The organism is Mannheimia massilioguelmaensis (genome assembly GCF_000940515.1).
In the GTDB taxonomy this organism is placed as follows: domain Bacteria; phylum Pseudomonadota; class Gammaproteobacteria; order Enterobacterales; family Pasteurellaceae; genus Basfia; species Basfia bettyae.
Genome location: NZ_CDQL01000006.1, coordinates 151,013 through 169,650, shown reverse-complemented (window position 1 = coordinate 169,650; position 18,638 = coordinate 151,013). Strand labels below are relative to the sequence as shown.

The following is an 18,638-nucleotide window of genomic DNA, read 5'->3' as shown; positions in this document are numbered from 1 at the left end:
TCAACATTTATCGGAACATTTTATTGTTCCCAATGAGTATTCCAATTTAATCTTATTGAAAAATAAAAGGAAAATAACATGGCAGGTCATAGTAAGTGGGCTAACATTAAACACCGTAAAGCAGCACAAGATGCACAACGCGGTAAAATCTTTACTAAATTAATTCGTGAATTAGTAACAGCAGCTAAAATTGGTGGTGGTGATGTTGGTACAAACCCTCGTTTACGTACTGCAGTAGATAAAGCATTAGCAAGTAATATGACTCGTGATACTATCAACCGTGCTATCGAACGTGGTGTTGGCGGTGGTGATGACACTAATATGGAAACTAAAATCTATGAAGGTTATGGTCCTGGTGGCACCGCCGTCATGGTAGAATGTTTAAGTGATAATGCAAACCGTACCATTTCACAAGTTCGTCCAAGCTTCACTAAATGCGGGGGTAATTTAGGTACAGAAGGTTCTGTTGGTTATTTATTTAATAAAAAAGGTTTAATTCTAATTGATGTTGGTGCAGATGAAGATGCCTTGACAGAAGCTGCAATTGAAGCTGGTGCAGATGATATTCAAGCTCAAGATGATGGTTCATTTGAAATTTATACCGCATGGGAAGATTTAGGTTCTGTTCGTGATGGTTTAGAAGCCGCAGGTTTTAAAATTGCAGAAGCTGAAGTGAGTATGATTCCTACAACCACAGTCGATCTTGATGCTGAAACTGCACCGAAATTATTGCGCTTAATCGATATGCTAGAAGATTGTGATGACGTACAAAATGTATATCATAATGGTGAAATTAGCGACGAAGTTGCCGAATTACTGTAATTTCTGTTAAGATAGAAAACAAATAAGAAATTAATAAATAATATCTTTCTTATTTTTTGTATTTTGCTTAGATTTCTCTTACTTTTTTAAGTATCTGCGTAAGCAAATCAGATAATCATAGTAGCTAACTTAGGAGTATCTATATGAAATTAATCAAAGTAGTTCCAACTCTAGTAGTTTCGACATTCGTTTTAGCCGCCTGTTCAAATTCAGCTGATGAAACAGCTCAACAAATGGAAGCCGCTAAACAAGCTCAAAAAGCACAAATCATGGAGAATGCGCAACAGCAAGCAACCAATATTGCTCAAAAAATTGATGGTAAAGCAGCTGTAAGTGTGCAACCTGTTGATACTCATGCAAAAGCAATAGCTTATACATGTCGTGGTGAGAATCTCTCCGCTACCTATGCATTTAATGCAACAACTGGTGAGCCAGAAGCAGTGAATTTATCTGTTGGTAAAAAGAAACAAGTTATTAATTTAAAATATGATAAAGCGAATGCAGATTTTACTTCATTTAAATCTGATAAATATGTTTGGAATGTTGATAGTGGTTTAACTGCGAAAAACGTAACAACAATGAGTGGCGGTATGCTAACTCAAAAAGGTAAAGATGTTGATCGCATCATTTCAAAATTATGTTCTGTTAATAAAACAGCAACAAAAGCACTTAATCGTTAATTAATGATAAACAAATATAATAAGCAGGTGAAATATCATCTGCTTATTTTTTATGTATAGAATAGTATTATGGCAATTATTTTAGGGATTGACCCTGGATCAAGAGTTACAGGTTATGGAGTAATTCGTCAAACAGGTAAGCAACTAGATTATTTGGGAAGTGGCGCAATTCGTACACAAGTTGAGGACTTACCTACACGTTTAAAGCGTATTTATGCTGGTGTCACGGAAATTATTACCCAATTCCAGCCAGATATGTTTGCTATTGAAGAAGTTTTCTTAGCCAAAAATCCAAATTCTGCACTTAAATTAGGGCAGGCTCGTGGTACTGCGATTGTCGCTGCGGTGAATCAAGATTTGCCAGTTTTTGAGTATGCCGCACGTTTAGTTAAACAAACGGTAACAGGCATTGGATCTGCTGATAAAATTCAAGTGCAAGATATGGTGACTCGAATTCTTAAATTATCAGATAAACCTCAAGCTGATGCTGCGGATGCTTTAGCAATAGCGATTACACATGCCCATACTATGCAACATTCTTTGCAAGTTGCAACTACCATAAAAACTACTGAAATTCATGAAAAAATGACCGCACTTTTGAAAACAAGATATAGTCGAGGTCGTTTTCGTTTAAAAATTTAACTGGTTATCTATCCAGTTTTATTTTATACTATACCCGATTTTAACTATTGATATGGGGTATTTATGATAGGCCGTTTACAGGGTATTTTAATTGAAAAACAACCACCTGAGATCTTATTAGATGTACATGGTGTAGGCTATGAATTATTATTGCCTATGACAAGTTTTTATAATTTACCTGAAGTTGGTCAAGAAACAACCCTATTTACCCATCTTGTGGTGCGTGAAGATGCCCACCTTCTTTTCGGATTTTCTCATAAACAAGACCGCACTTTATTCCGAGAATTAATTAAAACCAATGGAGTAGGTCCAAAGCTTGCTTTAGCAATTTTATCTGCGATGTCTGTAAATGAATTTGCTTATGCGATTGAGCGTGAAGAATTATCTAAATTAATTAAAATTCCTGGTGTAGGTAAGAAAACGGCAGAGCGTTTACTGGTTGAATTAAAAGGTAAATTTAAAGGTTTACAACAACCAGACTTCTTTGTAGAAAGTACCCATATTGCTACATCAAATGCAATGCCTAGTTCTGTTGATGCCCCTATAGAAGAAGCTATAGCTGCATTGATGGCATTGGGTTATAAAGCGACTGATTCAGAAAAAATGGTTAAAAAAGTTGCCAAACCAGGGTTAACCAGTGAACAATTAATTCGTGAAGCATTAAAAGCATCATTATAGAGATAAAATATGATTGAAGCAGATCGCCTTATTAGTAGCAGTGTTCAATTGGATGAAGAATATATTGACCGGGCTATTCGACCTAAATTATTGACAGATTATGTTGGTCAGCCACAAGTCTGTGATCAAATGGAAATTTTTATTAAAGCAGCTAAATTACGTCAAGATGCACTAGATCATTTATTGATTTTTGGACCTCCAGGATTAGGCAAGACCACACTAGCAAATATTGTCGCTAATGAAATGGGGGTGAATATTCGAACTACTTCGGGGCCTGTCTTAGAAAAGGCTGGGGATCTCGCAGCGATGTTAACTAATCTTGAGCCTCATGATGTGCTATTTATTGATGAGATTCATCGCTTATCTCCTGCAATTGAAGAAGTTTTATACCCAGCCATGGAAGATTATCAATTAGATATTATGATTGGTGAAGGGCCTGCGGCTCGTTCCATTAAATTAGATCTTCCTCCATTCACTTTAATCGGAGCGACGACAAGAGCCGGCTCATTAACCTCGCCTCTACGTGATCGTTTTGGCATTGTGCAACGCTTAGAATTTTATTCTGTAGAAGATTTAACTTCTATTGTTTCTCGTAGTGCGAGTTGTTTAAATTTAGATATTTCTGAGACTGCTTCTCATGAAATAGCAAGACGTTCTCGTGGTACGCCTCGTATTGCTAACCGATTATTACGTCGTGTTAGGGACTTTGCTGATGTCAAAAATTCAGGCGTTATTTCTGAAGAAATTGCCAAAGCAGCTTTAACGATGTTAGATATTGATCAAGCCGGTTTTGATTATTTAGATAGAAAATTATTGAATGCCGTAATTGAACGTTTTGACGGTGGTCCAGTAGGATTGGATAATTTAGCGGCTGCTATTGGGGAAGAACGAGATACTATCGAAGATGTACTTGAACCCTATTTAATTCAACAAGGTTTCTTACAGCGCACACCTCGAGGACGTATTGCAACTTCTCGCACATATAGACATTTTGGTTTAGAAAAATTGACAGAATAATTTTGAAATCGATGTAAAAAAGGCTTATCAGTTGATAAGCCTTTTTAATTGAATTAATTAGTTTCTTGCTCTTGTTGTTTTAAACTATTTAATTTTACTAGACCTTGGTCGCAACTTTTAATTTGTGTTGCTAATTCCATTTCTAGGATTTGTTTTTTACTTTGGTTTAATTTGTTTTTTATTTTACTCACTTGTGTGTGTGTACCTGGTTGTCTTTCAGCTTCTGCAACAAGTTGATCTGTTGCTTTAAATAATTTCTGACATTGTTGAGGAACTGCTGCCGCCTCTGCTGCTTGAAGATTAACACTAGTGAAAAATAATCCACTAAAAAGTATCATAAAAATAGTTTTAATTGTTTTTGTCATTCAATAATCCTTATCTAGAAATAGAATCTAAATAATTATCTATTAGTCAAATTGATAAAATCTTTGCCGAAAATAACAGATCATTTTCTCCTTGTCTAGCTTCTTGTGTAATTAATGATAAATTTTATGAAAAAAGCATATAAAAGTTGCAAATAAGTTAATAAAACCTATAATTTGCGATATATCAATATTTGGTGGTGTGCTTATACTTCCATTAATTTGATGTAAAATCAAAAAATGTGATCTAGGTATCTTTTTTACTATTTTTTATCCATATAAATCGTAGTAGAATTATACCAATCTTGGGTTATGTCTTAAATTTATCTGTGGTTAGATAGGAATAAGCATAGTTCCAAAATAAATTTTAGGATCTTGGGGTCTTAATCTTATGGGGTGGTTATTAAAGTGAGATTAGAATTTTGTATATGTCTTAATCGTTCATATTCAAAATGCTAATAATGCGGTGTAATCAATAGTTAAAATATCTTGTAGCATTTACAAGGAGTTGAGATGTTAGACATTGTTGAACTCTCTCGCTTGCAGTTTGCATTAACTGCGCTGTATCACTTTTTGTTTGTGCCATTAACATTAGGTTTAACATTTATTCTTGTCATAATGGAAACCTTGTATGTGGTTACAAATAAACAAGTTTATAAAGATATGACTAAATTCTGGGGTAAGTTATTTGGTATTAACTTTGCTCTAGGTGTGACAACTGGTATTACTATGGAATTCCAGTTTGGTACTAACTGGTCATATTATTCACATTATGTAGGTGATATCTTTGGTGCACCTCTTGCAATTGAAGCTTTACTTGCATTCTTTTTAGAATCAACATTTGTAGGTTTATTCTTCTTTGGCTGGGATCGTCTCACAAAAGGTAAACACTTATTAGCGACCTACTGTGTTGCATTTGGTTCTAACTTATCTGCAATGTGGATTTTAGTTGCCAATGGTTGGATGCAAAGCCCTGTTGCATCAGAATTTAACTTTGAAACCATGCGAATGGAAATGACGAGTTTCTTAGATCTATGGTTAAATCCAATTGCACAAAGTAAATTAGTTCATACACTAACAGGTGGCTATGTATCAGCTGCGATGTTTGTATTAGCAATTAGTTCCTATTACTTATTAAAACGTCGTGATGTTGGTTTTGCTAAACGTTCATTTTCTGTTGCCTCAGTATTTGGTTTTATTTCTATAATTGCGTCTATTGCAATGGGTGACCAATCTGCCTATGAAATTGGTGGTGTACAAAAAACTAAATTAGCAACAATGGAAAGTGAATGGCATACACAACAAGCACCAGCTGCTTGGAATGCAATTGCAATCCCTAACCAAGCTGAACAAAAAAATGACTTCGAGTTTCAAATTCCATATTTAGGTGGTTTGATGGCTACTCGCTCATTAGATCAAACTTATCCAGGTATTCATGATCTATTAGTGGAAAATGAAGGACGTGTTCGTAATGGTATGGTTGCTTATGGCCTATTAGAAGAATTACGTGCACAGAAAAAAGCTGGTACAGTTAATGATGCCACTAAAGCACAATTCTTAGAAGTCCGTAAAGATTTAGGCTATGGTTTACTTCTAAAACGTTATACTGATAAAGTTGTCAATGCCACAGAAGAACAAATTAAACAAGCAACATTAGATACCATTCCTAATATTGCTCCAGTGTTCTGGTCTTTCCGTGCGATGGCTGCTGCTGCAGGTGCGGTACTTTTCTTATTAATGGGAGCATTCCTGCTAAATATTCGTAAGTCAGTAACTAAAGTTCCTTTATTACTTCATGCATTATTATGGTGTTTACCATTGCCTTGGATTTCAATCGAATGTGGTTGGTTCCTTGCTGAGTATGGTCGTCAACCATGGGCTATTTATGAAGTATTACCTGTTGGCGTAGCTAACTCATCATTAGGAACGGGTGATCTTTGGTTCTCTATTGGTCTACTTTGTGGTCTTTACACATTGTTTATCGTAGTAGAGATGTATTTAATGTTTAAATTTGGTCGTTTAGGTCCAAGTTCATTAAAAACAGGTCGTTACTATTTTGAACAATCATCTAAAGCAGGAGCCTAATTATGCTTGACTACGAAAGTTTACGTTTTATTTGGTGGATCCTAATTGGCGTGTTGTTACTCGGTTTTGTAGTAACAGACGGCTTTGACATGGGTGTTCTTACACTATTACCTTTTGCTGGTAAAAAAGAAGTTGAAAAGCGCATTATGATTAACTCAGTCGCACCTCATTGGGATGGTAACCAAGTTTGGTTATTAACTGCTGGTGGTGCAATGTTTGCTGCATGGCCAATTGTTTATGCAACATCATTTTCTGGTTTCTATATCGCAATGATTTTAGTTTTAGCTGCATTATTCTTCCGTCCAGTGGGCTTTGAATATCGAGCTAAAATTGATAATCCAGCTTGGCGTACTGCGTGGGATTGGGGATTGTTCCTTGGTGGATTTGTGCCTTCATTAGTATTTGGTGTTGCATTTGGTAATTTATTACAAGGTGTTCCATTTGAATTTGATGATTTAATGCAAGTTAAATATACAGGTACATTCTTCGAACTACTTAACCCATTTGCTATTCTTTGTGGTTTAATCAGTTTATCAATGTTAATTACACATGGTGCAGCTTGGTTACAAATGAAAACAACAGCAGATTTACGTGATCGTTCACGTACAATCACTCAAGTTGGTGCATTTGCTACATTAATTACCTTTGTACTTGCTGGTATATGGTTATTGTATAAAGATGGTTTTATTGTTAATAGTACAGTGGACCACTTTGCACCATCTTCACCATTAGGTAAACAAGTTTCACTAGAAGCTGGAGCCTGGTTTAAAAATTATAATGAGATGCCTGTATTATGGATTTTCCCACTATTAGCTGTTGTGGGCGCACTATTAAATATTGTTGCATCTAAAGCTAATCGTTCAGGTTTTGCATTTTTCTTCTCATCAATTACAATGTTCGGTGTGATCTTCACATGTGGTATTGCAATGTTCCCATTCGTAATGCCTTCAATTACTCATCCAGATATGAGTTTATTAATGTGGGATTCAACATCAAGTGAGTTAACATTAAAATTAATGTTTTTCCTAGCACTTGTATTTGTAACTATTTCATTGGCTTATACAATTTGGTCTTACTACAAAATGTTTGGTCGTCTTGATAATAGTTTTATTGAAGAAAACAAAAACTCATTATACTAAAGGAGAATATATATGTTTTATGTAGCTTGGGTAGTGGGTGTTTTGTTAGCAGTTTGGGTTAGCGTGAAAATTACAACACGTATCGAAGATTCTGGTAAATTTGACGAATAATATGATTCATTTAGTTTATCAAATAGTAAATAAGGGCTCTTGGAGAGCCCTTTCTTTCATTTTGGCTATTTTATTAACCCTTTGTTTCTTTTTTAATATACATCAGTTTGCTACTAATTTAAGAACAGCAAATCCAAGTTGGGTTTTGCTTATTATTTGGTCAACGGTGATATTATGGATTCATGGTATGGGATTTGAGATTAAATCTCTAATTTGGAAAATTATTTTTTTCCCAATAGTTGGATATATAGTAAGTGCTATAGCATTATTCAATAATTTTTTAATTTAATATGATGTAATATTTATCGTTTATAACAAATTGTATTTAAACTTGAATTTTTTTATATTTTAGTCATTTAAATACTTGCTTATCGTTTTTAGTCGCTCTAAAATACGCCAGTTTTACTGACCTTTTTAGTCTGATAAATAAAACTCATAAGTTTATAGTTAGTTTGTAAATTGAATCACTTTTGCTAAGGATTGTAATGGATATAAATATCTTTCAATTTCCTATTCGTGTTTATTATGAAGATACGGATGCGGGTGGAGTGGTTTACCATGCACGCTATTTACATTTTTTTGAGCGAGCAAGAACAGAATTTTTGCGAGCCTTAGGTTTTTCTCAACAATCTTTACTAGAAGTTTATCGCATAGGGTTTGTTGTCAAATCTATGAATATTGATTATCGCTTTCCTGCACGATTAGATGATCTGTTAATGGTTGAAAGCAAAGTGATAGAAATAAAAGGGGCATCAATCCTATTCTCTCAAGTATTACAAAGAGATGAATTAGTTTTAAGTAAGGCTACTGTAAAGGTAGCCTGTGTTGATCTTGGCAAAATGAAACCTGTTGCACTTCCACCAGAAGTGAAAGCAGCGTTATCTAAATAGATATTTTTTCGGAGTTATGTAATGTCTGGTGATTTGAATTTTCTTGAGTTGTTTCTTAAGGCAAGTATTGTCGTTCAAATTGTTATTTTAATTTTAATCGCATTTTCCATTATTTCCTGGACGATTATTATTCAACGTAGCCGTGTATTAACCTCGGCTTTAAAAGAATCTTCAGTATTTGAAGATCGTTTTTGGTCAGGTGAAGATTTAACTAAGCTATATGAAGGGTTATCAAATCGTCGTGATGGTTTGACTGGAAGTGAACAAATCTTTTTTGTTGGTTTTAAAGAGTTTTCTCGTTTAAAACAAGCAAATCCAGATATGCCAGAGTCTATTATTCAAGGTAGTACTCGAGCAATGAATTTAGCTATGAATCGTGAACTTGAAGATTTAGAAGGACGTATTCCATTTTTAGCAACAGTGGCTTCCATTAGCCCATATATTGGTTTATTTGGTACAGTATGGGGAATTATGCATGCTTTCATGGGATTATCTGGTGCGAAGCAAGCGACATTACAAATGGTAGCTCCAGGTATTGCAGAAGCTTTAATTGCAACTGCAATTGGTTTATTTGCTGCAATTCCTGCGGTAATGGCATATAACCGCTTAAGTTTACGTTTAAGTAAATTAGAACAAAATTATGGTAATTTCATTGATGAATTTACAACAATTTTACACCGCCAAGTATTTGGTAGCAAAATCCAATAATTAGCATGTTGACCGCTTCGTTATTTAATTAAAAGTGCGGTCATAAATTGAAGAATTTTACGAGGTTAGTATGGCTTATCGCCGTAGTAAAGAGAGACATATAAAATCAGAAATTAACATCGTTCCATTCTTGGACGTATTGTTAGTATTAGTACTTATCTTCATGGCTACTGCTCCGATTATTACGCAAAGTGTAGAAGTGGATTTACCTGATGCTGTTGAGAGTCAAAATGTTTCCACAGAAGATAAAGTACCTGTAATTATTGAGGTAGCTGGCATAGGTCAATATGCTATTTCTATTGCAGGAAAACGTTCAGAAAATTTAACCGAAGAAATGGTTACTGCACAAACAAAAACAGAGTTTGAAAAAGATCCCAATACAATGTTTTTGATTGGTGGTGCACGCGATGTTCCTTATGAGGAAGTAATTAAAGCTTTAAATTTACTTCACCTTGCAGGTATCAAGTCTGTTGGTTTAATGACTGACCCAATTTAATCAAAAGTAGGAAACGTTGTGAGAAATAATCGACAAAACAAAGAAAGAAGTGCATTTATAACTTCTGTTATATTGCATATATTTTTGTTCGGTTTGTTGATACTGAGTTCTTTATACCATACTACTGAGGTTATGGGAGGCGGAGAAGGTGACGGCGACGTTATGGGTGCCGTAATGGTTGATACTGGAGCCGCTGCCGCAGAATGGGGACGTATTAAACAGCAGAAGAAGGGTGAAACAGATAAACAAAAACAAAAGAAAACACCTGATCCTGTTGAGGACGTGCAACATGCGCCAGAGCCGAAACAAGTAGAAGAACAAGTTGATGTACAAAAACAGCAAGAAATTGAAAAGCAAAAACAGTTAGAACAGCAAAAGCAAAAAGAGCAACAAGCTCGCCAAGAAGCTGCTGAAAAAGCTCAAGCCGAAGCGGAAGCTAAAGCTAAAAAAGCAGCTGAAGCAGCCAAATTAAAAGCTGATGCTGAAGCAAAACGTTTAGCTGCGGCGGCAAAACAAGCTGAAGAAGAAGCAAAAGCTAAAGCAGAGGCAGAAGCTAAAGCCAAAGCTGTAGCGGATGCGAAAGCGAAAGAAGCAAAAGCAAAATCTGAAGCAGAGGCAAAAGCAAAAGCTGATGCTGAAGCAAAAGCTAAAGCAGATGCTAAAGCGAAAGCTGATGCAGAGGCTAAAGCAGAAGCCAAAGCGAAAGCCGATGCCAAGGCGAAAGCTGATGCAAAAGCAAAACAGTCTGCGTTGGATGATTTTTTAAATGGAGGCGATGTTGGCGGTGGAAGTGCATCTTCAGGTGGTAATGCCAATAAAGCAGGTAGCCAAGGAAGTGGTGCTAGCCTAGGTGCAGGCGATGGTGGCAAAGTTGGTGATCAATACGGAGCAGTTATTAAGCGTGAAATTAAACGCCGCTTCTTAAAAGATCCAAGTTTTGCTGGTAAAATTTGTAGTGTAAGAATTCAATTAGCCCGTGACGGGACAATTACTGGTTATGAACGTGTTTCTGGGCCAGACGATATTTGTACCGCAGCATTAAGTGCGGTAGCAAGAACCAAAAAAGTTCCTGCTCCACCATCTGATGATGTGTATAACAAATATAAAAATCCAATTATTGATTTTGATCTTAAATAATTGATTTTGGAAAGTAACATTAACCAATAGGTGAAATAATGAAATTTTTAACTCGCATGCTGAGTGCATTCGCAGTATTATTTTTTGCAATGAATACTGCTCAAGCGGCTGATGAAGTGCGTATCGTTATCGATGAAGGTGTCGATGGTGCTCGTCCTATCGCAGTTGTTCCATTTAAAACAAATGGTTCTGTTCCCGCTGATATCGCTGAGATCGTGACTGCTGATTTACGTAATAGTGGTAAATTTAATCCTATTCCTGTAAGTCAAATGCCACAACAGCCAGGTTCTGCGTCTGAAGTTACTCCAGAAGCTTGGTCTTCTTTAGGCGTTGATGCAATTGTTGTTGGTCAAGTCACAGCAACTGGTGGTGGCTATAATATCGCATACCAATTAGTTGACACTGTAGGTGCATCAGGTGGCGCAGGTGCCGTTCTTGCTCAAAATTCCATTACGGTAAACGATAAGTGGATTCGTTATGGCGCTCACACTGTGAGTGATGAAGTTTTTGAAAAATTAACGGCAATCAAAGGAGCGTTCAGAACTCGTATCGCCTATGTTGTACAACGTAATGGTGGTTCACAACCTTATGAAGTTCGTGTGGCTGATTATGATGGATTTAACCAATTTGTTGTGAATCGTAGTTCTCAACCTATTATGTCACCTGCATGGTCTCCAAATGGTCAACGTTTAGCCTATGTTTCATTCGAAAATAAAAAATCACAATTAGTGGTTCAAGATTTGGGTTCTGGTGCTCGTAAAGTTGTAGCATCATTCCCTGGACATAATGGTGCGCCAGCATTTTCACCAGATGGTTCACGTTTAGCATTTGCTTCAAACAAAGATGGACAATTAAATATTTATGTAATGGGCTCAAATGGTGGTAATCCAACTCAATTGACTAGTGGTGCAGGTAATAATACTGAACCAAGTTGGTCACCAGATGGCAGTTCAATTTTATTCACTTCTGACAGAAGTGGTTCACCTCAAGTGTATCGTATGAGCGCTTCAGGTGGAGCAGCATCACCAGTAGGTGGTCGTGGTAGCGCACAAATTAGTAGTGATGGTAAAACATTAGTTATGATTAATGGTAATAACAATGTGGTTAAACAAGACCTCACAACTGGCGCCAGTGAAGTATTGAGCACATCTTTCCTTGGAGAAAGTCCAAGTATTTCTCCAAATGGTATAATGATCATTTATAGCTCTACCCAAGGGTTAGGAAAGGTGCTACAATTAGTGTCCGCAGACGGACGCTTTAAAGCAAGGTTACCAGGTACAGATGGGCAAGTTAAATTCCCAGCCTGGTCACCGTATCTAAATAAAAACTAAGGAGAAAATCAATGAAATTAGCAAAATTATTGTTAGTTGCACCAGTATTAGCATTAGCTGCATGTAGTTCATCAAACAACGATGCAAGCGGTAAAGAAGGTACAAACGCTCAATTCGGCGGTATGTCAGTGCAAGATTTAACAACTCGTTATAACACTGTATACTTTGGTTTTGATAGCTATGCAGTAGAAGGTGAATATCAACAATTATTAGATGCTCATGCATCATATTTAACAGCAACTCCATCAGCTAAAGTATTAGTTGAAGGTAATGCTGATGAACGTGGTACACCAGAATACAACATCGCATTAGGTCAACGTCGTGCAGATGCAGTTAAAAACTTCTTATCTGCTAAAGGTGTTCAAGCTGGTCAATTATCAACAGTTTCTTACGGTGAAGAAAAACCAGCTGTGTTAGGTCATGACGAAGCTGCATATTCTAAAAACCGTCGTGCAGTGTTAGCATACTAATTTCTAGAAATAAGTTAACTTATTTGTATTAGTTAAAAGCAGGGATTACGTTAGTGATCCCTGTTTTATTTTAATTTGAAATATACTAAATTCATTGTAATGAGTTAAGAATTGATTGATTCTTATAAATTTTGCTGTCTATTTAGGCAAATGATTAAAATAATGAAAAAAGTAGTTGATTATTGAATTAAAATCCGTATCATAGGCACCCGTTACACAGCGTAACTGGTTTGGGTTGTTAGCTCAGTCGGTAGAGCAGCGGACTTTTAATCCGTTGGTCGAGCGTTCGAATCGCTCACGACCCACCACTTTATCTTGACTCAAAATTCTTCCTATAATTTAAACTTTAAATTTTAGTTTTGCGATCTTCATAGCAAAAAATTTCTTACCTTATTTTCTTCTTGTGTTGAATCTTTTAAAGTGCGGTCAAAAATAAGGAAATTTTATGCTTAAAGGATTTACATTATTAGAAGTTTTAATTGTCATTTTGTTATTAAGTCTTTCTGTATCTATTGCAATTCCAAGTTGGAAATCTTTAGAAGAAAAGCAAATGTTGCAACAAGAACAAAAACGGCTTTTGCTTTTTATTAAACACATTCAAGCTCGTGTAGAAAATTCTCATCAAATTTGGCATCTAGTGGTCAATCATTCTTCTAACAATCATGTTTGGTGCATTGTGGCACATATTAAAAAAGATAATATGGTCTGTGATTGTTTGAAGCCTAATACTTGTTCTCAAGAACTCTATCCTCATTTTTATCATCCTTTATTTCCCACGCAAGTTAAGTTTGTCGGTAAAAAATATTATCCACAAATTGCGGCTAAATTAGGTGGTATTCGCCGTACTACAGAAAATAATTGTTTTTCTCTGGTTTCACAACATGAACAAGCCGTATTGAGTTTTTCTAAAATGGGAAATATTAGTATTAAAGATAAGAAGAGCCATTCTGCTTGTTTTAATTCAGGAGTGTCATTGTGATATACCGAGGACAAACTTTGGTCAGTTTATTAGTTTCAATGGCTTTATCTGCATTTCTGTTATTAGTGATTATGCAATTTTATATTTATATTCAGAAACAGAACCAAAATCAGTTACTACAATTAGAACTTCAATCTGAATTGCAAAATGTGTTACAGATTATCGGAAAAGATATTCGTCGTGCAGGATTTAACATTCAAGATCCCAAATATCGAGTTGTTCAATTAAGTGAATATTCAACTGAAAAGAAAAATAGTTGTATCCTTTTTTCATATGGAATAGGTAATGAGGATAAGAAAGCTAAGAAAGGTTCAGAAGATAATAAGCTTGTTGTGGGCTATCGCTTACATGATAAAAGAATTGAAGCCATTCCTCATCCCGATAATAAAAAGTCCAATGTTGCGCATAATGACAAAATACTATTTTCTGGTTGTAGTTTGCGATTGGGGTGGGAGCAATTAATTGATTCTCATCGATTTGAGGTAACTTATCTTAATTTTCACTGGTTGATAGAAAATAAAGGATTAGAAATTCAATTAAAGGGACAATTAAAAGAGCATAAGTCAATTTCTTATGAGACTTCAATGGTTATCCCAATAATGAATGAGGTGTTATGGCATGAACGTTTATAGATCGGGATTTGCTACTTTATCTATTGTGATGATTATCACAACACTCTCTGTTTTCACATTATTATTTGTTGATGAGGTATTACATTACCATCGGGCTATTATGGCTCAACGAATGAGTTATGTCTCAGAAGTAAATCAGTTACAAGAATTGGTACAAAAACAGCAAAATAATGTTTGTAAGCAGATTTATAAAGAGGTGAGTGATGAACAATCGATATTTTTATATCCAATTAAATTGCCTAAAAGTGCGGTAGAAATTTCAAATTTTTTTCTCTGTAAGCGTTATTCTTTATTCAAAACTAGACCAACAAACAGTAAGAGTAAACAGTTTTCAAAATTGATTAATGTAGAAAATATTGAGCGATTTCGAGATAAATTTAATCAGCAATATTTTCATCCAATTACCAAAGAAAAAATTTATTTGTATTGGTTTGATGAGAAAGAGGCAAAGTTAATAATTAATGACCAACAAAATATTATGGTTGTCGCTAAAGGTAATATTAGTTTGGAAGGAACAGGAAGTTTGAAAGGCTTTATTATTGCAGAGGGGAATGTGAATTTAAATAGCATGAAAATTGTTCGTAGCAAGACTGTTTCTGAATTTATTCATCAAGCACTGACGGAATGGGATTTAGTACCTTATAGTTGGAGTGATTTTAATGAAACTAACTAAAGGAATGAGTGCTATTTCATTATTAGTTACACTGGCAATTTTGGGTATTTTGATGCTAGCATTTCAGCAATGGACGCATCATCAACGTAAAAGTGCGGTAAGAATTTATCAAATTTTTCAGGCTATTCAGATTGCTGAAAATCAGAAACAGCGTCAGTTTCTTAATTTAGGCTGCAAGTCGCAAATTACCCAGAATAATATTCAATTTAAAATAAATTGTTCAGAGCATAAAGTGAATGTTTCTTATCCCCAAGGAAAAATATCTTTGTAAATGACTTGCGATAGATAACAAAGTCATTGAAAATATTGCTATTCGCCCAGTCTTGGAGATTCATAGTGTTTACAGTTTACCATTCAAATAAACTTGATGTTCAGAAGGATATTCTTATTGAATTAATGGAATTGATGCCTTTGGATGATCCATTTCAATCTGATGTTATTTTGGTACAAAGCCCAGGCATGTCACAATGGTTGCAATTAAAGATTGCAGAAAAGAAAGGGATTTCTGCTAATATTAAATATCCTATGCCGGCTACTTTTATTTGGCAACAATATAGCAATTGCTTAGAAGATGTTAGTCAGCAAACAGAATTTACTAAAGATGCGATGACTTGGCGTCTAATGCAAATTATTCCAGATCATTTGGATGAACCTAGTTTTCAGGCGTTAAAAAATTATCTTAGTTATGCCCCTCATTCTGAACAGCATAAACTTTACCAATTAGCCCGTACAATCGCTGATCTTTTTGACCAATATTTAGTGTATCGTCCGAACTGGATCCAAGCATGGGAACAACAAAATTTTAGCCAAATTGAAGCTGATATTAAACAATATCGCCAAGATATGGGGAAAGAGTCATTACAGCAAATTATTCAAGATATTCAATGGCAAGGAATTTTATGGAATCACTTAGTGGCACTCGTCCAAACAGGGGATAATAATAAAATACGTCATCGTGCTAATTTACATCGTGAATTTATTGAAAAACTAAAACAGCAGAAGCCTGAAAATTTACCAAAACGTATTTTTATTTTTGGGATTTCTGCCTTGCCTAAATCTTATTTAGAAACCTTTGAGGCGATGAGCCAATATTGTGATATTCATCTGTTCTTTAATAATCCAAGCCAAGAATATTGGGGTGATATTATTGATCAAAAGTTTCTACAAAAATTGCAGCTTCGTAAACGTATAACCTATCAAAATCAGCAATCAGAAAATATCATTAGCCTACAGGCTTTAGAAAATTTAGATCAAAATGGTTATGAGTTATCTCAAGAACAAGAAAATCTCCAAGTGGGGAATCCATTATTAGCGAGTTGGGGGAAGTTAGGTAGGGACTTTTTTTACTTACTGACAGATTTAATCAGTAGAAATGAAGAACATAATCATGAAATTAGTGCTTTTGTTAAGTTGGATGATCATTCCTTATTATCGCAAGTGCAACGTCAAATTTTAGAGTTAGTTCCATCTGGTACCCAAAAATTTAAGAAAGCTAAAGATGATCGCTCAATTTCACTTCATTCTTGTCATAGTGTTATGCGTGAAGTGGAAGTTTTACATGATTATTTACTCGATCTTTTTGAAAAACATAAAGATTTAACACCAAAAGATATTGTGGTGATGGTGGCAGATATTGATACTTATACCCCTTATATTCAGGCTGTATTTGGACAATATCAGCGAAATTTACAACATCCTCAATTTTATAAAGTGGATGAACGCTACATTCCATTCTCTATTTCTGATAATAAGCTATCTTCCAGTGATGTGATTATTGCCACTTTTTTGATGTTATTAAATTTAAAAGAAAGTCAATTTAGTGCTGAAGAGGTATTAGCTTATCTAGATATTCCGGCTATTCGAGAAAATTTTAATATTGCTATTGAAGATTTAGAAACTCTTCGAGACTGGGTTGCTAATTCAGGCATTCGTTTTGGATTAGAGAAAGAAAATCACCACAGTAAGAATTATAATGCATGGCAAGCAGGGATTGAACGCATGCTATTAGGTTATGCAATGCGTGCTGAAAATGGTATCTGGCAAGATAGTTTAGGTTTTGATCAGAGCCATGGTTTACGAGGCCAATTGGCAGGATCGCTATCAGCGTTTATAGAAACGTTATATCAATGGCAATGCTTCGTGCAATCAACACATTCTGTTAATGAATGGCATGCAGCGTTAGTTCAATTACTTGAAGATTTCTTTGCTCAAAATGAAGAAACACAGGCTGTGTTATTTTATTTAAATGAAGAAATCCAAAATATCATTGAACAGCTACATGAAGTGGGTTTTGAACAGAAGTTAGAAGTGGATGTAATTGCTGAACATATTGCTGCACGTTTAGATGATACGCCAAATAGCGTTAAATTTTTAGTTGGTCGAGTGAGTTTCTGCACCTTATTACCAATGCGAGCCATTCCATTTAAAGTGGTGTGTTTATTGGGGATGAATGATGGTAGTTACCCTCGTCAACAAACTCCAAACAGCTTTGATTTAATGCAACATCATCATCAGAAAGGTGATCGTTTCCGTCGAGATGATGACCGTTATTTATTCCTTGAGGCATTATTAGCTGCTGAAGATTATTTATATATCAGCTATGTCGGTCAGTCTATTATCGATAATCATCAAGCCCAACCATCTGTATTAGTCAGTCAGCTATTGGATTATTTAGCTGAAAATCTAGCGGAAAGCCATGATGATATTGAAGAGCAACGCCAAGCCTTAATTCAACAGCATGCCATGAGAATTTTTAGCCCTAATAATTTTAATCATAAACATCATTCATATGCTAAAGAATGGTTATCTTTAGTGAATTATCAGCAAGATAATGTGCGAGATTTTGTTCAGCCAATCGATATCTCAGAACAAGCTACAGAAGTCGATATTATCCAGTTAGTTCAGTTTGTGCAAAATCCAGTAAAATTTTTCTTTGAAAAACGTTTAGGGGTTTATTTTGAAAATGTGGATGAACAAATTCCTGATACAGAAAATTTTAGTTTAACTCATTTGGATAATTATTTGATAAAAGATGAGTTATTGAATTTTGATGAAAATGAAGTGGATAATTATTTTGAGACTTTAAAAGTTCAGGGGATTTTACCTTATGGGCATTTTGGTGAAATTTATCAACAGAAATTGATGGTGGAGTCTCGAAATATAAGAGAGTTAGTATCTACTTATTCACAACAAGAGCCACAATATCAAGCTGTAGAAGTGCCTTTAGAGATTAATGGGAAAAAAATTCTTTTAACGGGGAATTTAACTCATTTGTATGATATGGGGAGCGGCTTGCAACGCATAAGATGGCGAGTTGGTTCAGTGAAAGATAAGCAGATTATTGAAAATTGGCTTTATTATTTATTACAACTGGTTACCACAAATAATGTTCATCCGCCTGTATATGTTGGCAAAGATAACAATATAACGTTTAAAAATGCTGAAGAAATTTTTAAAAATTCAACCGCACTTTCACATTTGAGCCAATATGTGGCTGACTATTTACAAGGTTTGCATAATATCCAAATTGTGCCAACTCAAGAGATTAAGAAATATCTGAAATATTGCCAGCTAGAAGATGAGTTTGATGAGGTGAAAGCCTTTAACATACTTAGAGATAGTATGACTACGCAATATGGTACAGATGTTTATTGGTCAAGAGTATTCTCACAATCAACAGCTCAAACATTTACGCCACAGAAATTATTGTCTATTCAACAAATGACTCAAAATTGGTTTACTCTGATGCTGGAAAGTATATTAGAAGAAAAGCATTAATAGAAAATG

Annotated in this window: 21 protein-coding genes and 1 tRNA gene; 21 read left to right on the top strand and 1 reads right to left on the bottom strand. The window is 35.1% G+C overall.

The annotated features are described in order from the left end of the window. Positions 1 to 78 precede the first annotated feature (78 nt). The 5 genes from BN1226_RS05585 to ruvB all read left to right on the top strand — a co-directional run bounded on the left by BN1226_RS05585 (position 79) and on the right by ruvB (position 3,839). A complete protein-coding gene (locus BN1226_RS05585) occupies positions 79 to 822 on the top strand; it encodes a YebC/PmpR family DNA-binding transcriptional regulator (RefSeq protein WP_044470355.1) in 744 nt (247 codons plus the stop codon). A gap of 143 nt (positions 823 to 965) precedes the next feature. Then, positions 966 to 1,502 (top strand): hypothetical protein, encoded by a 537-nt coding sequence (locus tag BN1226_RS05580; RefSeq protein WP_005759318.1) that lies wholly within the window; start codon positions 966 to 968, stop codon positions 1,500 to 1,502. Between the two features lie 69 nt (positions 1,503 to 1,571). Then, positions 1,572 to 2,144, top strand: a complete 573-nt coding sequence (ruvC, locus tag BN1226_RS05575; RefSeq protein ID WP_005759335.1) for a crossover junction endodeoxyribonuclease RuvC — start codon at positions 1,572 to 1,574, stop codon at positions 2,142 to 2,144. A 63-nt stretch (positions 2,145 to 2,207) separates the two neighbouring features. Then, positions 2,208 to 2,822, top strand: coding sequence for a Holliday junction branch migration protein RuvA (ruvA, locus tag BN1226_RS05570; protein ID WP_044470354.1), 615 nt, complete (start codon positions 2,208 to 2,210; stop codon positions 2,820 to 2,822). Positions 2,823 to 2,831: 9 nt separating this feature from the next. Next, on the top strand, positions 2,832 to 3,839 hold the full coding sequence (ruvB, locus tag BN1226_RS05565; RefSeq protein WP_044470353.1) for a Holliday junction branch migration DNA helicase RuvB: 1,008 nt from the start codon (positions 2,832 to 2,834) through the stop codon (positions 3,837 to 3,839). Between the two features lie 53 nt (positions 3,840 to 3,892). On the opposite strand, the gene BN1226_RS05560 is transcribed toward ruvB, so the two are convergent. Continuing rightward, positions 3,893 to 4,177, bottom strand: coding sequence for a DUF5339 domain-containing protein (locus BN1226_RS05560; protein ID WP_044470510.1), 285 nt, complete (start codon positions 4,175 to 4,177; stop codon positions 3,893 to 3,895). A 537-nt stretch (positions 4,178 to 4,714) separates the two neighbouring features. Here BN1226_RS05560 and BN1226_RS05555 point away from each other — a divergent pair. The 16 genes from BN1226_RS05555 (at position 4,715) to recC (ending at position 18,629) form a co-directional block, all read left to right on the top strand. Next, positions 4,715 to 6,286: a cytochrome ubiquinol oxidase subunit I gene (locus BN1226_RS05555; RefSeq protein ID WP_044470352.1), complete on the top strand. Its 1,572-nt coding sequence runs from the start codon at positions 4,715 to 4,717 to the stop codon at positions 6,284 to 6,286. A gap of 2 nt (positions 6,287 to 6,288) precedes the next feature. Continuing rightward, positions 6,289 to 7,425: a cytochrome d ubiquinol oxidase subunit II gene (gene cydB / locus BN1226_RS05550; protein WP_044470351.1), complete on the top strand. Its 1,137-nt coding sequence runs from the start codon at positions 6,289 to 6,291 to the stop codon at positions 7,423 to 7,425. A 12-nt stretch (positions 7,426 to 7,437) separates the two neighbouring features. After that, entirely contained in the window at positions 7,438 to 7,536 is a 99-nt protein-coding gene (locus BN1226_RS10575) for a cytochrome bd oxidase small subunit, CydX/CbdX family (RefSeq protein ID WP_077064990.1), read from the top strand. 1 nt (position 7,537) lies between these two features. Further along, entirely contained in the window at positions 7,538 to 7,825 is a 288-nt protein-coding gene (gene ybgE, locus BN1226_RS05545; RefSeq protein ID WP_044470350.1) for a cyd operon protein YbgE, read from the top strand. Positions 7,826 to 8,021: 196 nt separating this feature from the next. Beyond that, positions 8,022 to 8,426, top strand: coding sequence for a tol-pal system-associated acyl-CoA thioesterase (gene ybgC, locus BN1226_RS05540; RefSeq protein WP_044470349.1), 405 nt, complete (start codon positions 8,022 to 8,024; stop codon positions 8,424 to 8,426). A gap of 21 nt (positions 8,427 to 8,447) precedes the next feature. Beyond that, complete coding sequence (gene tolQ / locus BN1226_RS05535) at positions 8,448 to 9,134, top strand: protein TolQ (protein WP_005759337.1); 687 nt, start codon at positions 8,448 to 8,450, stop codon at positions 9,132 to 9,134. A gap of 70 nt (positions 9,135 to 9,204) precedes the next feature. Further along, positions 9,205 to 9,630, top strand: coding sequence for a colicin uptake protein TolR (tolR, locus tag BN1226_RS05530; RefSeq protein WP_005759343.1), 426 nt, complete (start codon positions 9,205 to 9,207; stop codon positions 9,628 to 9,630). 18 nt (positions 9,631 to 9,648) lie between these two features. Next, positions 9,649 to 10,767 carry a cell envelope integrity protein TolA gene (gene tolA, locus BN1226_RS05525; RefSeq protein ID WP_044470348.1) on the top strand — a complete coding sequence of 373 codons (1,119 nt, stop codon included), beginning with the start codon at positions 9,649 to 9,651 and terminating at the stop codon, positions 10,765 to 10,767. A gap of 38 nt (positions 10,768 to 10,805) precedes the next feature. Then, positions 10,806 to 12,098: a Tol-Pal system beta propeller repeat protein TolB gene (gene tolB, locus BN1226_RS05520; protein WP_044470347.1), complete on the top strand. Its 1,293-nt coding sequence runs from the start codon at positions 10,806 to 10,808 to the stop codon at positions 12,096 to 12,098. 11 nt (positions 12,099 to 12,109) lie between these two features. Further along, complete coding sequence (gene pal / locus BN1226_RS05515; RefSeq protein ID WP_005759301.1) at positions 12,110 to 12,568, top strand: peptidoglycan-associated lipoprotein Pal; 459 nt, start codon at positions 12,110 to 12,112, stop codon at positions 12,566 to 12,568. Positions 12,569 to 12,800: 232 nt separating this feature from the next. Next, positions 12,801 to 12,876: transfer RNA gene (locus tag BN1226_RS05510), tRNA-Lys, on the top strand. 137 nt (positions 12,877 to 13,013) lie between these two features. Next, entirely contained in the window at positions 13,014 to 13,547 is a 534-nt protein-coding gene (locus BN1226_RS05505) for a prepilin-type N-terminal cleavage/methylation domain-containing protein (protein ID WP_044470346.1), read from the top strand. After that, positions 13,544 to 14,179, top strand: coding sequence for a PulJ/GspJ family protein (locus tag BN1226_RS05500; RefSeq protein WP_239384667.1), 636 nt, complete (start codon positions 13,544 to 13,546; stop codon positions 14,177 to 14,179). Before BN1226_RS05505 ends, BN1226_RS05500 begins: the two co-directional genes overlap by 4 nt. Beyond that, positions 14,166 to 14,852, top strand: a complete 687-nt coding sequence (locus BN1226_RS05495) for a DUF2572 family protein (protein WP_044470345.1) — start codon at positions 14,166 to 14,168, stop codon at positions 14,850 to 14,852. The genes BN1226_RS05500 and BN1226_RS05495 overlap by 14 nt, the downstream gene beginning before the upstream one ends. Continuing rightward, on the top strand, positions 14,839 to 15,123 hold the full coding sequence (locus tag BN1226_RS05490; protein WP_082041906.1) for a DUF5374 domain-containing protein: 285 nt from the start codon (positions 14,839 to 14,841) through the stop codon (positions 15,121 to 15,123). Before BN1226_RS05495 ends, BN1226_RS05490 begins: the two co-directional genes overlap by 14 nt. A gap of 65 nt (positions 15,124 to 15,188) precedes the next feature. Beyond that, positions 15,189 to 18,629 carry an exodeoxyribonuclease V subunit gamma gene (gene recC / locus BN1226_RS05485; RefSeq protein ID WP_044470344.1) on the top strand — a complete coding sequence of 1,147 codons (3,441 nt, stop codon included), beginning with the start codon at positions 15,189 to 15,191 and terminating at the stop codon, positions 18,627 to 18,629. The last annotated feature ends 9 nt before the right edge of the window (positions 18,630 to 18,638 follow it).

Coding starts and splice junctions, on each gene's coding strand:
- BN1226_RS05585 (WP_044470355.1), top strand. CDS start 79: ATGGCAGGTCATAGTAAGTGGGCTAACATTAAACACCGTAAAGCAGCA.
- BN1226_RS05580 (WP_005759318.1), top strand. CDS start 966: ATGAAATTAATCAAAGTAGTTCCAACTCTAGTAGTTTCGACATTCGTT.
- ruvC (WP_005759335.1), top strand. CDS start 1,572: ATGGCAATTATTTTAGGGATTGACCCTGGATCAAGAGTTACAGGTTAT.
- ruvA (WP_044470354.1), top strand. CDS start 2,208: ATGATAGGCCGTTTACAGGGTATTTTAATTGAAAAACAACCACCTGAG.
- ruvB (WP_044470353.1), top strand. CDS start 2,832: ATGATTGAAGCAGATCGCCTTATTAGTAGCAGTGTTCAATTGGATGAA.
- BN1226_RS05560 (WP_044470510.1), bottom strand. CDS start 4,177: ATGATACTTTTTAGTGGATTATTTTTCACTAGTGTTAATCTTCAAGCA.
- BN1226_RS05555 (WP_044470352.1), top strand. CDS start 4,715: ATGTTAGACATTGTTGAACTCTCTCGCTTGCAGTTTGCATTAACTGCG.
- cydB (WP_044470351.1), top strand. CDS start 6,289: ATGCTTGACTACGAAAGTTTACGTTTTATTTGGTGGATCCTAATTGGC.
- BN1226_RS10575 (WP_077064990.1), top strand. CDS start 7,438: ATGTTTTATGTAGCTTGGGTAGTGGGTGTTTTGTTAGCAGTTTGGGTT.
- ybgE (WP_044470350.1), top strand. CDS start 7,538: ATGATTCATTTAGTTTATCAAATAGTAAATAAGGGCTCTTGGAGAGCC.
- ybgC (WP_044470349.1), top strand. CDS start 8,022: ATGGATATAAATATCTTTCAATTTCCTATTCGTGTTTATTATGAAGAT.
- tolQ (WP_005759337.1), top strand. CDS start 8,448: ATGTCTGGTGATTTGAATTTTCTTGAGTTGTTTCTTAAGGCAAGTATT.
- tolR (WP_005759343.1), top strand. CDS start 9,205: ATGGCTTATCGCCGTAGTAAAGAGAGACATATAAAATCAGAAATTAAC.
- tolB (WP_044470347.1), top strand. CDS start 10,806: ATGAAATTTTTAACTCGCATGCTGAGTGCATTCGCAGTATTATTTTTT.
- pal (WP_005759301.1), top strand. CDS start 12,110: ATGAAATTAGCAAAATTATTGTTAGTTGCACCAGTATTAGCATTAGCT.
- BN1226_RS05505 (WP_044470346.1), top strand. CDS start 13,014: ATGCTTAAAGGATTTACATTATTAGAAGTTTTAATTGTCATTTTGTTA.
- BN1226_RS05495 (WP_044470345.1), top strand. CDS start 14,166: ATGAACGTTTATAGATCGGGATTTGCTACTTTATCTATTGTGATGATT.
- BN1226_RS05490 (WP_082041906.1), top strand. CDS start 14,839: ATGAAACTAACTAAAGGAATGAGTGCTATTTCATTATTAGTTACACTG.